13 protein-coding genes are annotated in these 14,116 nt (G+C 60.6%); 8 read left to right on the top strand and 5 right to left on the bottom strand.

Annotated features, from left to right (window positions below; genetic code table 11):
- Positions 1-152: 152 nt before the first annotated feature.
- Positions 153-980: an FkbM family methyltransferase gene (locus D0550_RS33605; RefSeq protein ID WP_116813548.1), complete on the bottom strand. Its 828-nt coding sequence runs from the start codon at positions 978-980 to the stop codon at positions 153-155.
- 338 nt (positions 981-1,318) lie between these two features.
- On the opposite strand from D0550_RS33605, the gene D0550_RS33600 reads away from it, so the two are divergent.
- From D0550_RS33600 to D0550_RS33585, 4 genes are all read left to right on the top strand, one after another.
- On the top strand, positions 1,319-2,545 hold the full coding sequence (locus D0550_RS33600) for an ROK family transcriptional regulator (protein WP_116813547.1): 1,227 nt from the start codon (positions 1,319-1,321) through the stop codon (positions 2,543-2,545).
- A 124-nt stretch (positions 2,546-2,669) separates the two neighbouring features.
- Entirely contained in the window at positions 2,670-3,572 is a 903-nt protein-coding gene (locus tag D0550_RS33595; RefSeq protein ID WP_116813546.1) for an ROK family protein, read from the top strand.
- Between the two features lie 5 nt (positions 3,573-3,577).
- Complete coding sequence (locus D0550_RS33590; protein ID WP_153067474.1) at positions 3,578-4,765, top strand: AGE family epimerase/isomerase; 1,188 nt, start codon at positions 3,578-3,580, stop codon at positions 4,763-4,765.
- Between the two features lie 259 nt (positions 4,766-5,024).
- Complete coding sequence (locus D0550_RS33585) at positions 5,025-7,943, top strand: TonB-dependent receptor (RefSeq protein ID WP_116813544.1); 2,919 nt, start codon at positions 5,025-5,027, stop codon at positions 7,941-7,943.
- 4 nt (positions 7,944-7,947) lie between these two features.
- Here D0550_RS33585 and D0550_RS33580 read toward each other — a convergent pair whose 3' ends face one another.
- Positions 7,948-8,337 (bottom strand): c-type cytochrome, encoded by a 390-nt coding sequence (locus D0550_RS33580; RefSeq protein WP_116813543.1) that lies wholly within the window; start codon positions 8,335-8,337, stop codon positions 7,948-7,950.
- A 477-nt stretch (positions 8,338-8,814) separates the two neighbouring features.
- Here D0550_RS33580 and D0550_RS33575 point away from each other — a divergent pair, with 477 nt between their 5' ends.
- The 4 genes from D0550_RS33575 to D0550_RS33565 all read left to right on the top strand — a co-directional run bounded on the left by D0550_RS33575 (position 8,815) and on the right by D0550_RS33565 (position 11,305).
- Complete coding sequence (locus D0550_RS33575; protein WP_116813549.1) at positions 8,815-9,285, top strand: SET domain-containing protein; 471 nt, start codon at positions 8,815-8,817, stop codon at positions 9,283-9,285.
- A gap of 123 nt (positions 9,286-9,408) precedes the next feature.
- Complete coding sequence (locus tag D0550_RS34765) at positions 9,409-9,732, top strand: hypothetical protein (protein ID WP_153067473.1); 324 nt, start codon at positions 9,409-9,411, stop codon at positions 9,730-9,732.
- 313 nt (positions 9,733-10,045) lie between these two features.
- Entirely contained in the window at positions 10,046-10,609 is a 564-nt protein-coding gene (locus D0550_RS33570) for a DUF3313 domain-containing protein (RefSeq protein WP_161966212.1), read from the top strand.
- A 366-nt stretch (positions 10,610-10,975) separates the two neighbouring features.
- The gene (locus D0550_RS33565; RefSeq protein ID WP_153067472.1) at positions 10,976-11,305 is read left to right on the top strand and encodes a hypothetical protein; all 330 of its coding nucleotides are present in this window, start codon (positions 10,976-10,978) and stop codon (positions 11,303-11,305) included.
- A 21-nt stretch (positions 11,306-11,326) separates the two neighbouring features.
- On the opposite strand, the gene D0550_RS33560 is transcribed toward D0550_RS33565, so the two are convergent.
- From D0550_RS33560 to D0550_RS33550, 3 genes are all read right to left on the bottom strand, one after another.
- Complete coding sequence (locus D0550_RS33560) at positions 11,327-11,665, bottom strand: hypothetical protein (RefSeq protein WP_116813540.1); 339 nt, start codon at positions 11,663-11,665, stop codon at positions 11,327-11,329.
- Positions 11,666-11,829: 164 nt separating this feature from the next.
- Entirely contained in the window at positions 11,830-12,864 is a 1,035-nt protein-coding gene (locus D0550_RS33555; RefSeq protein ID WP_116813539.1) for a hypothetical protein, read from the bottom strand.
- A gap of 7 nt (positions 12,865-12,871) precedes the next feature.
- Positions 12,872-14,116, bottom strand: a 1,245-nt coding sequence (locus D0550_RS33550) for a coiled-coil domain-containing protein (protein ID WP_116813538.1), incomplete at its 5' end; no start/stop codon positions are given.

The following is a 14,116-nucleotide window of genomic DNA, read 5'->3' as shown; positions in this document are numbered from 1 at the left end:
CCTTTATCCACAGGCTTGCGCACAGCTTCTGTGGACGATCGGCACGTTCGATCTCGACCAGGACGTGGACGGAACTGTCAAGTTTCCGTCTCCAGTCAACTGGTGGTTGGACTGCGCGGGCAACCTGCAGCGACCAGCGCTCAAGGTCCGTTTCAGAGGTCGGGATCGCGAAAGTCACGCATCGATGGGGAGGCGCAGGCATCCAGCCAGGTCCGCCAGGTCTTGTAGTTGCCGTCAGTGCGTAGCATTGCCCAGCTGATCACTCGCTGCCACCACGTTCGTGAAACGGTGTCGCCCGTCCGGTCATGCAATCGATAGGCGCGGTAGATGTGATTCGCTTTCACCGGGGCGTCCAGCAAGCGGCTCTCGTGCAGGTAGAGGGCATCCCCGTAGAGGACTGTCGCCCCGTGCGGGGATTTCGTTTCCTTGTCTCTGCGCCAGGATTCCGTGCGCAGTTTTGTCAGCGAGAAACCGCGCGCGCGCAGGAACGCATCGATGTCTGCAAACAGCGGCTGGCCAAGGTAGGTCTCCTGGAACGCCACTTCGAGTTCGACCGCGAGCACGCCCTTCAGGACGTCCTCGGCGCCTTCGAGCGCCGCCAGTTCGCCCCCTTGGATATCCAGCTTCAGCGCATCCGGACGAATGCCATGGCGCTCGCAGATGGTATCCAGCGTTATCAGAGTCATGGGGACCTGTCGCTCCACCTGCCAGTAGCGGCGATGCCAGTAGGGCGCCAGCAGTTCCTGGTTGGGTTCATACAGGCTGCTGCAGCCGATGCCGGAGGTCAGGTTGAGTACGGCCGATTCGCCGTCGGTCCTGCCCACTGCGTAGGGGAGGAAGCGCACGTCGCCGCCAGCAGCATTGAGGCGGTCGCATTCCTCCTGGTCGGCTTCCAAGCCAATGGCTTCGATCGGCAAGCCATTCCACCGCGGGTGGAGGCCTGCGCGGGCGCCAATATCTATAACGATTAACTTGCTCACCCGAGGTTCCCGGCTGAAATCGTCGTGGGATCAATGTATCGAATACATGGGCTCGGCTTTATGAACAATTCGACATCTCCCGACATGAATTGCTGTCCCGCCCTGGTACCTCAGTTCGCTTGACACAATGCACCTCCGAGCCCTGGGCGCCAGCAGACAGTCGTTCCGTTTGATGGCGCGCGGGAAAGATTGGCGTGTTCTTCAGGGCGATCTTGCGATGCTTGGCGTGATGCCGGGGAAGCCAGGCCCTGTGGCATGATGTCGAACAGCCGCCGCGTCCTCATCGGGTACGCAGCGGAGCCGAAGACATAAGGCCTGAGTCCCGAATTCCGAACACCATGCAGATCAGCCACCGTGCGCGCCGGGCCGCCCAGCGATCGCCCAAACACAGCAGCCTCGCCGGGACCAACCTGGAGCGCGCGGCGGATTACAACCAACGAGTCACGCTGCAGGCCATCCGCGTGAATGGAGAGATCACGCGGCAGGATCTGGCCCGCATCACCGGCTTGACCCCGCCCTCGATCGCCAATATCACCAATCGTTTGCTGCAGGAGGACCTGATCGTCGAGCTCGGCAGGCTGCGTGGCAAACGCGGGCAACCCGCGAAGCGCCTGGCCATCAACCCCGACGGTGCTTTCTCCATTGGCTTGAATATCGATCGCGACCATGTCACGGCAGTGGCGCTGGATGTTACGGGACACGTCCGGGCACACATCACCGATGAGATCGATTTCGCGCTCCCGAACGCCGTGGTCAGCTTTGCACGAACGGCGATGCAAGAGATGTTGCGTACGCGCCAGTTCGCAAAAAGCAAGATTATCGGCACGGGCGTGGCGTTGCCAGACGATCTGGGGCAGATTGACCTGCCCCATCGTCCCTCCAGCTACGGCGTCTGGAACACCGTGGATGTGAACAAGATGCTGGCCAACGTTTTGCCCGAACCGATACTGGTCGAGAACGATGCCGCTGCGGCCGCCATCGGCGAGCTCCAATTCGGGCATGGCCTGCGCAGCCCGACGTTTTTCTATCTGCTGATCAGCGCATCTTTGGGCGGCGGTCTGGTCATCGACGGCAGTTACTTTCGCGGCGCGGATGGTCGTAGCGGAGAGATCGGTTTCCTGCCGCTGCGCTCGCGCCGGACCAAGGCCCATTCGTTGCAGGCGGCGGTTTCGTTGTCCGCCCTGTATGAGTTATTGGCCGAGAAGAATCGCACTGTATCGCGCCCGGAGGACCTGCTGTCCCTCGACTCCAAGGGCAAACAGGTCGTCGCAGATTGGATCGCCGACTCGGCGGACTTCTTGACGGACCCACTGCTTGCTGTGAGCTGTCTCGTCAATCCCAAGGCGGTGTTTATCGGCGGCCGGTTGCCCAGTGAGCTGGTAGATGAGCTCGCGGAGCGGCTGAATCAGCGTCTGCGTAGCAGGGCAGGCGCCGTTCCAAAGATCGCTCCCGTGATGCGAGCTGCCATGGCCACGGATGCTCCGGCGATCGGGGCGGCCATCCTTCCGTTCCAGGAACGACTGCTGCCGTCTCGCTCGGCGCTGATGAAGATCTCCGCGGACTGATCCAGTCTGCCGCTGCTGACGGTATTCCTGCGGTTGGCCTATTAAATAAATTTACTTTGTTAATTCGCCGCAGTACGCTGCCCGGGTCGCATTGGGGAAACCGCGTCGGCGGCAGGGAAGCGCTTTGATGCAGATTGGCGTGGATTTCGGAGGAACCAAGATCGAAGCCGCTGCCATCGACGGTCACGGTGAATTCCGCGCTCGCATTCGCGCGGCGACGCCAGGGAACTACGAGGCAGCGATCAAAGCGGTTTGTGAGCTCGTGCACGGCGCCGAGCAACAGGCTGGAACAAACAACTGCACCGTCGGGATCGGTACGCCGGGATCTGTTTCTCCGCGTACGGGCGCGATGCGCAACGCCAATGCGTTGTGGTTGAATGGACGCAGATTCCGCGAGGACGTGAGCTCCGCATTGGGGCGGCCGGTGCGGATCGCGAACGATGCAAATTGTCTGGCGCTTTCCGAGGTGATCGACGGCGCGGCCGTCGGGTCGAAGGTTGCCTTTGCCGTCATCTTGGGAACGGGCTGCGGCGGCGGGCTCGTCGTCCACGGGCAACTCGTCGAAGGCGCGCACGGCGTCGGCGGCGAATGGGGACACATCTGCTTGCCTTGGCCTTCGCATGAAGAGGTCGAAGGCCCAAGCTGTTGGTGCGGGCAGCGCGGCTGTCTGGAAACTTGGGTGTCCGGCAGCGGCTTGCAGCGAGACTACGCCGCTCACACGAATATCCCAAGGTGCGCCGAAGAGATCATCGAGTTGGCGCGAGTGGGCGAAGATGCGGCGCAGAGCGCTGTGCATCGATACATCCATCGTCTGGGAAGGGCGCTCGCGGTCATTGCCAACATCGTCGATCCGGACACGATCGTGCTTGGCGGTGGCATGTCGAACGTTGGCGAGCTCTATGAAAAGCTGCCGGCTGTGGTGCGTTCGTATGTGTTCACCGATAGCTGGGAGCCGCGCATCGTGCAGGCGCGCTGGGGGGATTCCTCCGGTGTCAGAGGCGCAGCGCGGCTATGGCCGCTTAAGTGAACGTGATGAAGGGGGAGGTCTCCATCGTTGTGTCGGCGGAGGCGGCGTCGTTGAGATTGCTCGATGCGAGCAGGGCGCGCTTGATGCGCTGGCTTGTCGAAGACGCTTATCCACTCTGGTGGTCCCGTGGCGCGGATCGTCGACACGGCGGTTTTCACGAGCGTCTCGAGCAGGACGGTCAGCCTCTCGACGAACCGCGCCGTGCAAGACTGCATCCGCGACAGATGTTTGCATTCAGTCTGGCTGACGACGTGGGTCGCGCCGGAATGTCGGAGCCGGCGGTCGCGCACGCGCTTGAATTTTTCTTGCGTCATCACGTGCGAGCCGACCGACTTATCCGCGCTTGCGTCGCATCCGATGGCAACTGCGTCGACGACTCCGTGCTGCTCTACGATCAGGCGTTCGCATTGTTGGGCTATGCGATTGCCTACGACGTATTCAACGACCAATCGCTGCCTCAGCGCGCCCATGCATTGCTGGCAGCGGTGCAGGGCTGTCTGGCAAATGCGGCGGGCGGATTCTTCGAAGCGCCCGATCGAGAGCTCATGGTCATGAGCAACTCTCATATGCATCTGTTGGAGGCGGCGCTCGCGTGGTACAGGGTAGATCACGATATACGCTGGCACCGCCTGGCCGCGAGCATCGTTGAGCTCATGTTTACCAGGCTCATCGACACGGCGAGCTCGCAGATCCGAGAGTTCTACACCGATGACTGGCAGCCCGCGCCAGGCGAGGCAGGTTTGATCGTGGAGCCGGGTCACCAATTCGAGTGGGCTTGGCTGCTGCTGCGTTGGCACTCGAGTACAGGGGACACACGAGCCGCGAAGCTTGCGACAACCCTGATCGACGCAGCGGAAAGCCGCGGGGTGGATCCGTCACGAGACGTAGCTGTCAATTCCTTGTGGATTGACGGAAAAGTCCGCGATCGTAGGGCCAGACTGTGGCCGCAGACCGAAAGATTGAAGGCCGGCTGTGCCGCTTGGGAGTTGACGCGCATGTCACGCTATCTGGATATCGCGCAACGCTCCGCGGCTGCGATCGAGCACTATCTGCGGACCAAGACGGCAGGGCTGTGGCGCGACCAGATGTCCGACGGAGGCGACTTCATCGAGGAGCCCGCGCCGGCCAGCTCTTTTTATCACCTGGTTGCCGCGATCGTAGAGCTCGATGCTACGTTGAACCGCCCCGAGTAGGGCGCCCGTCATTGCGTCTTGCTAAAGAATGAACTCACGCGAGTAAACATTACCCGGAGATCTCCGCTCGACGGCTATGTCGATGCCGCGGTATTTAAATAAAACAAATATAAGAATGTATTGACAAGGTTAAAACGGCCGCAGCAGAATCACGCGCAACGGCCTCGTGCGCGATCATGCGGATGATCGGGACCAGCGAAGCGTCGATCGGCCGAAGGCCGGCGAAGAACGATTCGGTAGTCAATCAGGGGGATGAGAGATGCCTACACGGAGTGTGCGATGGCGACGTGGTTCGTGGATGGCGGCCGCGGGCGTAGCGTTGTTTGCTGATACCGGCCTGGCTCAGGAGCAGGGCGCGCGCGAACTGGAGGAAGTAGTGGTCACTGGCGTGCGCGCCGCTCAGCAAGCAGCCATCGATATCAAGCGCGACTCGCTGCAGATCGTCGATGCAATTGCAGCTGAAGACATTGGCAAACTGCCGGACGTCACCATCTCCGATTCCCTGCAGCGCATCCCAGGTATCCAGATTCGCCGCGATGCCGGCGAAGGTAGTCAGATTGCGGTGCGTGGCTTGCCGCAAGTGTCCACGTTGCTCAACGGCGAGCAGTTTCTCGGCGCCAACTCCATCACTACCGTACAACCGAATTTCACTGACGTTCCCTCACAGTTGTTTGCTGGCGCCAATGTATATAAGACGGCAACGTCGAGCTTGCTCAGCAGCGGCTTGACCGGCACCGTCGACCTGCTCACCCGTCGTCCCTTCGATCTACCGCAAGGCCTTACGGCGTCGGCCGCAGTCGAGGGCACGTACGGCGACGGCGCCGAGGAGCTCGATCCGCAGGGCAACCTGCTGGTCGCCTGGAACAACGATCGCTTCGGTACGCTGGTTTCGGTGGCGTATTCCAACGTCAACCTTGCGAATTACTACAGCGGTATGCAAGGCGATCACGGCTGGAGCGGACGCCCCAACGAGGGCAGCAATTGGCCCGGCGACGTGAATGGCGATGTGAACGGCGATGGCGATACCACCGACATGATCGTTTCCTATCAGGGGCACACCGCGTTCAACCGTTTCACCGAGCGCGACCGCATCGGCCTGAATGCCTCCTTCCAGGTGCGCATCACGGATGCCGTACAACTGGTCGCCGATGCCTTCTACACCGATCAGGAACAGTATGTTCGCACCGCCGGCATGGCCGCCGAAGATAAGTGGCAGCGATGGGAATGGTTCACGCCGTTATCTTCGCGAGGCAGCGGTGCGATGATCGACGGGCGCGAGCTCATCCTGGTCGATCAATTCCTGCTGGACACGCGACGCCTCAAGTCGTTCTCGCAGGTGGCGAGAACCGATGCGAAATCGCAGAACTTCAACCTCGAGCTGAGCTTCGATAACGGCGGGAAGTTCACTGGAAGCGTGCGCGCGATCCGCGCCGATGCCGAGCAGAACATCGTCAACAGCTACGCGGACATCGATCTAGCGAACGGCAGCCAGTGGGGTATTCAGAACAACTACTATCCGGGTGGCACGCAGAATCCTTATCCGAACGGATACGCCGGCTTCCCGCAGATCACGGCGGACTATCGCGGCGAGCACGTGCGCTTCTCGGGCATACCGAACATCGTCGACAACCTCGATGCCTACTCGATCGGCGCGCTGTCCTCCGAGAACAACTTCGACCGCGATGCCGACATGGCAGCATTCCGCCTGGATGGCAGCTACGAGTTCACCGAGAAATTTGCGCTGGATGCTGGTGTTCGCTACAGCGAGCGGGAGACCACTCAGCTCGGTTACGACTATCTCGCGCCGTTCTACGCGGGTGCCGCATCCAACGGCAGCGGGTGTTTGGTGAAGTGGAAGGCTACCGACGTCGTACTGAGCGGCGGCGGCATCGCCGGTGCATGTACCGCGGGCGATGCCGGTGGCTTTTACACGGCCCTGGGCCGCATGCCGCTTTCCTCATTTGGGAACAACGTGACCCGGATTACCGACTATGGCGACGCACAGGGTGTCCCGCCCATGTACGTGCTGAATCCCGAAGCGATGGACGACCCGCTTGCGTTCCACAACGGCTTGTTCCCCGGCAATGTCAAAGTCATGAATCCCGGCAACTCTTTCGGCGTGGACGTGGATCAAACGACCGCCTATCTGCAGGGAAGAGTGAACGGCGGCGACGCTGTGCCGTACTCGGCCAACATCGGCTTGCGCATGGTCAAGACCAAGCTGAAGGTGGTCCAGAACAATGTCGGCGCACCTCAGCCCTACGGTGCGGCCAATAGCGATGCCGGCGATGTCGTTACCGATCGGGAGTTCAACGACTACTTGCCGTCGCTGAATTTGACGTTCGATCTGAGCGACTCCGTCAAGTTGCGCATGGGCTATTCGAAGACCATGACACTGCTCGATCTGGAGCAGTGGGGCGGCGCGTTGACGCCTTCGTATGCGATCTCCAATGCCGAGGGTGGGCGCTTCGTGATCGTCGGTGCCAACTCCAACGGCAACCCGCAGCTCGATCCGTGGCGCTCGAAGAACTTCGACGCTTCGATCGAATGGTATTTGAACGGCCAGACGATGCTGGCCGCGGCGTTGTTCCACATCGAGGTCGACAGTTTCATCGAGCGCGGCACAGTGCCGATGGCGCTGCCGGATCAGGACGGCGTCGTCCGGCGTACGGTGAACGTGCTGACGAACGTGCAAGGGGAGGGCGGCACGCTGGAGGGCGTGGAGCTCTCGGCAAAGCACGCGTTCTCAAATCTGCCGGGCATCTGGAGTAACTTCGGCGTGGACGCCAACTACACCTACTCGCCCAGCGATTCCGGGCGTACCGACATCGCCGACAACAAGCTGCCGTTCCCCAGCAATTCCAAGCACCAGACCAATTTCGTGTTGTGGTTCGAGAGCGACCGCTTGCAGGCGCGCATCGCTCACAATTACCGCAGCAAGAGAGCGGAGGCATTCAATCAGATCTGGGGGACCGAAGGACTCACGGTGTATCAGTCGCCTACGAGTTACATCGACGCCTCAGTGAGCTATGACATCACCCGGAGCTTCACGGCATATCTGCAGGGGCTCAATCTGACCAACGAGTACGAGAACTATTATTTCCAATGGGAAAGTCAGAAGGCGTACCAGTTCGGCTACGAGCGACGGTTCATTGCCGGCATCCGAGGCAAGTTCTGATCGGTCAAGGGCTCGTGCTTTGCGACTTCAAGTAGTCGACGATCTGCTTGCGCACGGTCGGATCGTCGATCCCCTTGTAGGGTTTCATATTGTTGTTGCGGATGACCTGCTCCGGATTCTCGATGAATTTGTCGAGCGTCGCCTCGTCCCAGGTGACTCCGGCGCTTTTCATGCCCTGCGAGTAATTGGGATAGGTCGACGATGCCCCCGCCTTGGCACCGTAGATGTTGTGCAGCGACGGCCCGAGCCGATTGTCACCCTCCTTCACGGAATGGCACGTTCGGCAATGATTGTTGAAGGCCGGCGGAGCACTTTCGGCCGCGAAGGCAGGCGTCGTCATCCAGACCAGTGACAAGACAGCCAGCCCGCGCTTGATCGGGATCGAGATCGTCATGACCGGTAGTCCCTCTCGACTGTGTAAAACACAACCGGCAGCGCGGCCGGTCCGTTCCAAAATACTCTCCGAATCGGCTGTCGTGTCCGCGCGAGAATGGCAAAGCGTCGGCAATGTAAGACGTGCTTACCTGCACTCACTTTCGAGGCTGATGCTCAAGCTCGCTCTTCGAGTGGCGCCGCGCACGGTGGCGAAGTACATGCCGCGACCGGCACCCGGTCGGCCGAGAGGAGGTCGGCGATGGTCAGCCTTCCTTCGCAACCACGACCGGGGTGTCGTCGCCTGTGATGACATAAACCGGCAGCTCTCTGCGGGCCTGATTGAGGACTTGCGGACCACGCGGGACAGCCTTCGAACCGGCGAAGATGAACGCTCTGTACGCGTGAATTTTTAGCGGGAATGATGGATCTCCAGCGCCTCTTGTCGATATCATCCGCGGCTTTGTTCGGGCATTGTCCCGCGTTGGCATCGACAAAGATGAGCGAGAAGACCCTTAAGATCGAAGCGCGTAGGTCGAGCATTCACGGCCTTGGTGTTTACGTTATCGAGCCCATTCGCGCAGGCGAGACCATCGCGGAGGTCTTGGGCGAGCGGATATCCAGTGCAGAGTCGGATCGCCGCTATCAGGACAAGGATACAGAGGCCGGTCACACGTTCATGTTCTACGTGGATGAGGATACCGTCATCGACTGTGGAGTCGATGGCAATGTCGCCCGATTCGTCAACCATAGCTGCGATCCGAATTGCGAAGCCGTCGATGACGATGGTCGGATTTTCCTGGAGGCGCTGCGTGACATCCAGGTGGGTGAGGAGTTGGTCTACGACTATCGACTCACCTGGGAGAGCGGCGACGATCCCGAGGATCTGAAGGTCTATTTGTGCCGGTGCGGATCTCAGTCGTGCCGGGGAACGATGCTCGACATGGAGCCCCTCGCGGCAGCTAGCTAGGACGCAGTGCCGGCCCTGGCTGCCAGGGCGGCGTTTTCATGACGGAACCCGGCTTCGGCCCGTTCCATTCCCGCTCTCGACCGTCCGGCCGAATCGACGGGCGGCGTACCGCAGGAGGTTGTCATGAAAAGTACTATTGGCGCAGTCGCAGTGGCGACGATCGCCTTCGTCTTCGCCGGCAGCCTGACAAACTCTGTCCGCGCACAGACTTCGCCACGCGCCTCGCAATTGCCGCCTCGAGCAGGCGGGGTGACGCCCGACCCTGCCGTGACACGGCGCTGCGATGACCTGCCCGGCCTGGTGTCGAGACTGGCAAGGTCCGAATGCGAGCGTCGCGATACCGTCAACGACGATGCGCCAGCCGGAATGACGCCAGCTATTCGTGAGAAAAGGGAGCGGCTACGTGCCCAGGGGGCAGCCGGCTTCCCGGAGTCTGGGCGCTACTGATGCTTTGCGTTATCGGCTGCGGCCGACGCCGGGTCGTACGATGCAGATCATGCAGAGGGCCAGGCCGATCAGCTGTTGAGGCATAAGCCTCACCCTGGGTGCATGAAGCGTCTCTGTGTGCAGCCTCTGTCTGGAGGTATCCTGCGTTCGCCCTCCGAAAAGTGCCAGGCACAGTGGCGTTCCCGCGAACATTGCCCGACCGGGAGAACGAATCATGCGTGGTCTTCCTGCAGCGATTTTGGGTGTTCTGATACTTGCTGGCTGTTCCAGCGGAGGGCCCAGGTCGACCGCCGGTCTCGACGAGAGCGTCCCATTGAATCGCAGCAAAGATCCAGGGACGCTGGTTTATCGTTCGCCAACGCTGCAGATAGGCAAATATAAGTCCATGCTGATCGAGAACACCGAAGTCTATACAGGCGCGGATGCCGATTTCGGCAAGACCAGCGAAGCGGATAAGCAACGCTTGGCGAACAAGGTCACCGAGGACTTCACCGCTGAGCTCACCAAGCGCAACTATCCGCTCACCGCGCAACCGGGTCCCGACGTCGTTCGACTGCGCCTGAAGCTCACGGGCGTGCAGTCCAGTCAATCCGTTGCAGCGACTGCACTGCGGGTTACTCCACTCGGGCTCGGCCTGAGTGCCGTCAAGGAGGCAGAAGGCAAGTCCGCTGCATTCGTCGGCTCGGTGACCATCGCCGGAGAGATGATCGATGCACAGTCCGGCGAAATCCTGGGGGCCTTCGTGGCCACCGAGAGCCCGATCGCACTCGATGTGACCTCCGGACTTGGCGGCTTGCGAGCCGCCGAGTTGGGCATCGAGCGAGGTGCGGACAATTTCGCCGATGCGCTGGACCGCGCCGTCGGTCGCAAGCACTGAGATGCTGGTCGGCACGGCCTCGGATTGCTTGGATTCTTCGGATTGCTCCAATCCCTGATTTTTCTTTCGCTCTGCCTCGGTGCCGTTGACACCCCTGCATTGCAACTGCAACTATCTGCCGACGACACGGCTAGGGATGGCATAGAAGGCGCACATCCCAGTGCATTCGTCATCACGGTCGATGAGGCTAAGGAGAGCGAGTTTGTGCTGCAGAAATCTGGCGGCCTGAGTCTTCGTCGCGTTGATTCTTCCCCAATTGATTGTCATTTCAAGAGATGGCTTGCTTTAGCACGGCCTTGCTAGTGGCCGGTGCGGGTTCCACTTGACGTCACGGATCGTTATTTCCTGTCTATGGAGAGGCCTCATATGGCGAAGTTGTCATCAATCGTTGCCGCAGTATTCTTGATGGCGGCATCTACCACCACGCACGCGTACACCGAATGCACCGGAAAGATATCGCGAGTATGGATTGACGATAGTCTCTGGGTTCATTTCGATACAGGGCTGGTCTGGATGTTCTTGCCCGACCCTGCCATTCCGACCAAGGCTGAGAGGCTGAAGAAACTGACGGCGGCTGCAACGGCAGCGCTGATGGCTGAAAAGTCCGTAACAGTCCGATTCGAAGCCGATGGAGTGGCCTGCACTGGCAATCAGACAGCCCAGTTGGTTTGGGGTCTGTACCTCAACGCGACCTGACTCAGCATCGGCGCCGACCGATCAGTTGACGAAAACTACCCGAACGACCGGAAGATACCCGGTCACGCACGCCGCCGCGTCATCGATGGTGATGCTGAGGGAACGGTCCGTCGCTGCGGCGAGCGAGACAACGGAGAGAATCCTATTGGCTTGCGTGCCATCCACAGCAAAAAGGCTTGGGTTGCAGGCAGAATTTCCAGGCGAGCCGGGCTGGGTATCGAGGACGATGTAGAAATGAGTCCCACTGGGATACGTCAGGATCTGCTGAACCTTGCCATCGTAGGTGACCCACGCAGCCTGGGCCGGTGCCGCTAGCGGCAAGAGCCCGATGAGCAAGATGTTTCGAATACGACGGTGCATTCCATTCTCCGGCGATGTCGCTCAAGGTTAAGCGCAGAGTAAGGGACTCGTGCCTGTCTGGCAACGCCGACGTTTTTATAGAGGCATCGATCCGCTGCGACTGGCATGACCGCGGAGCTGAGTGAGTCTTGAGTGGCGCCGGGGCGCGTGTTACTTCGCCACGCTCAACCCTCATTCACTCCTTCGAACAATAAAACGTGGATGCAGTTGCTACTGGCAATCGCGCATCTTGCATTCACCGGATCCAGCGCCATCGGCGGTGGCAAGTGTCGTCGGTCCATCAATATGCCGCTGATCTGAGTGCCGGAGCGAATCTCGGGCCAGGAGCGGATGATTTCATTCGATGGGATGTGGAGGAGTCTTGGGTGCTCGTGGAGCGTAAGCAGATGGTGTGCTCCAACGGCCATCATTGAGCCAACCTTCTCGGGCGGGCGGGTGCTTGCCAACACGGCTGCCGTTGCAAGATCGTAGATTCGAAGCTCTCTCGCAGAGGGCGGCGGTATCTCGTCTTCGTCGATTTCGCAGCCGTCCAGCGCGACGGCGAGGCGTCCGTTGTCCAGGAATGTCGCGCTGCTCTCGTCGGCCCTGGCGTCGAGCGGTAGTCCAGCACCGTCCAAGTGGCTCGGGTTCGCCAGCGCGGTAGCGATGTCATAGACGTGCACGGCGTCGACTGGATGCCATATCCATCCCGCACTCAGCAGATATCGACCGCAAGGCGATATCGCAAGTCGCGAATGAAAGAAATCTCCAGGACTGCGCTGGTCTGAGTCGGTCAGCCGCTCGCCGCTCGCGAGATCGTGGAGCTCCAGGCGGCAATACTCATCGGGGCAGTGCGCGAGCACCTCGCGACCGTCCTCGAGGCAGAACAGCGCTAGCGGATATTCGTAGACATCTGCCTGATAAAAGCTTCGGTTGATTTCACGAATGATTTCGCCGCGCCTCAAAACGAGGCCTTTGGTGCCGAGTCGTGTGTAGATGACCTGGAATTCACCACTTGGAGACGTGGCCGCGGCATCGAATGTGTAGGCGTACCTGACCCTCGCGGCAGCGTGCTTGCCGTCGAGTTCATAGCGTGCGCCGCCGCCCACCCAATCGATCAAATCGTTGCCGTCCCAGGCCAACGACTGAACGTTCGCTGCAGCGATCTCAACCAATTGATGCTTGAGCATGGGAATGTCAGGACCGGCTGATTTCGCCATAGACAGCTCACGGCCTCGGCAAGGCGCGTTCACGCGGGGCTGCGCGGGCTGCGGCAGCACTGGTCTCGGCGTCTTCCACGACCTTCAGCGGTGTTTCGCCGACACCCAATGCTCGTTCGATAACGAGTCCGCCACCTTCGTCCGCAATTTGTTTCTGCAGCTTGGAGAAATCCGAGCACCAGATGCGTTCGGCGTCCTTATCTCGTGTGCTGTCGGCCGCGTCACCCGCGCCGCGAAGCGCGACGACACGCACTTGCAGTCGGCCGGTCTCGCTCTTACCGCCCAGCTCGACGCCATAGCCTGGTTGTGTCGATCGCTTCACAACCACGCGGCCTGAGTTCACCCATGCGGTCTCCAAGCCTTCGTGCACTTGATAGCCCAGTGTCGCGAGGCCTTTGAGAACAGCGTTGCGTCGGGCGCGGGCGGCTAACGATTCTCGCTCCGCTGCGAGCGCATTCATCGTGTCCGCTTCCAACGCGCTAAGTGCTTGCAGGTCGCCGTCGATTGCAGCGAGAACAGTTGCGGCGCGCTCGACGGCTCCGGCGGAACCGACTGCTCTAAGCTCCTCGGCTAGCGCTCGCACTCGCAATCTCGTGGCCTCGCGATCCCGCGCTTGCTTTACCAAGCTGGCGAGCTCGAGTGTCAAGCTGTCGAGCCGCAGGTTTCGTTGCTGAGCTGCGGGCTCTTGCTCGACGGCCTGTAGTCTGCGTTCCAGATCCTGCAGAGCATCGGCGTCGAGCAGGAACGATAGTTCGGCCAGTTGCTGCTCGATGCGGGTCGTTTCGGTATCGGCGACAGACGGATGAGCGGCCAGCCAGCGCTCGAACGAGCGATCATCCTCGGCCTCTTTGAGTTTCTTTGCGAGCTCGAGTTGCTGCTCCGTGGCACGATCGCCGCCAATCGGTGATTTTGCACTGGTGCGCAATTGCGCCTCATTTTCCCGGGTGCGCTTCTGCACGCGGCGTCTGAGAGTTTCCTTACGGATGGCGTCGGCCTGCCGTTGCTCCCGTTCTCGTTGCACGAAGTCGATCTCGGTGCGCGCAGCTCGCTCGACCTCATCGAAACGATTGGCCGCGAGCGCTTGTTTCAACTGTTCATGGCGCGCACGCATCTTCTGAACGTCCGCTTCGGTGAGCGCGCCACTGCGGCGTGCTGCGCGCTCGTAATCCTGCAGCGCCGATTCGAGGCGCCCGAGCAAGCCTGCGCACGTGGCGATGCGCTCTTCCTGTCTCTTATACACATCTGACGCTGC

The sequence above is a fragment of the Steroidobacter cummioxidans genome, assembly GCF_003104955.1.
Note: the sequence above shows the minus strand (reverse complement) of the source record. Positions and strands in the feature narration are given on the sequence as shown.

What these genes read in the sequence shown, in the direction of transcription:
- D0550_RS33600 (WP_116813547.1), top strand. Translation starts at nt 1,319, where the DNA reads ATGCAGATCAGCCACCGTGCGCGCCGGGCCGCCCAGCGATCGCCCAAA.
- D0550_RS33560 (WP_116813540.1), bottom strand. Translation starts at nt 11,665, where the DNA reads ATGCACCGTCGTATTCGAAACATCTTGCTCATCGGGCTCTTGCCGCTA.
- D0550_RS33590 (WP_153067474.1), top strand. Translation starts at nt 3,578, where the DNA reads ATGAAGGGGGAGGTCTCCATCGTTGTGTCGGCGGAGGCGGCGTCGTTG.
- D0550_RS33580 (WP_116813543.1), bottom strand. Translation starts at nt 8,337, where the DNA reads ATGACGATCTCGATCCCGATCAAGCGCGGGCTGGCTGTCTTGTCACTG.
- D0550_RS34765 (WP_153067473.1), top strand. Translation starts at nt 9,409, where the DNA reads ATGAAAAGTACTATTGGCGCAGTCGCAGTGGCGACGATCGCCTTCGTC.
- D0550_RS33575 (WP_116813549.1), top strand. Translation starts at nt 8,815, where the DNA reads ATGAGCGAGAAGACCCTTAAGATCGAAGCGCGTAGGTCGAGCATTCAC.
- D0550_RS33585 (WP_116813544.1), top strand. Translation starts at nt 5,025, where the DNA reads ATGCCTACACGGAGTGTGCGATGGCGACGTGGTTCGTGGATGGCGGCC.
- D0550_RS33565 (WP_153067472.1), top strand. Translation starts at nt 10,976, where the DNA reads ATGGCGAAGTTGTCATCAATCGTTGCCGCAGTATTCTTGATGGCGGCA.
- D0550_RS33555 (WP_116813539.1), bottom strand. Translation starts at nt 12,864, where the DNA reads ATGGCGAAATCAGCCGGTCCTGACATTCCCATGCTCAAGCATCAATTG.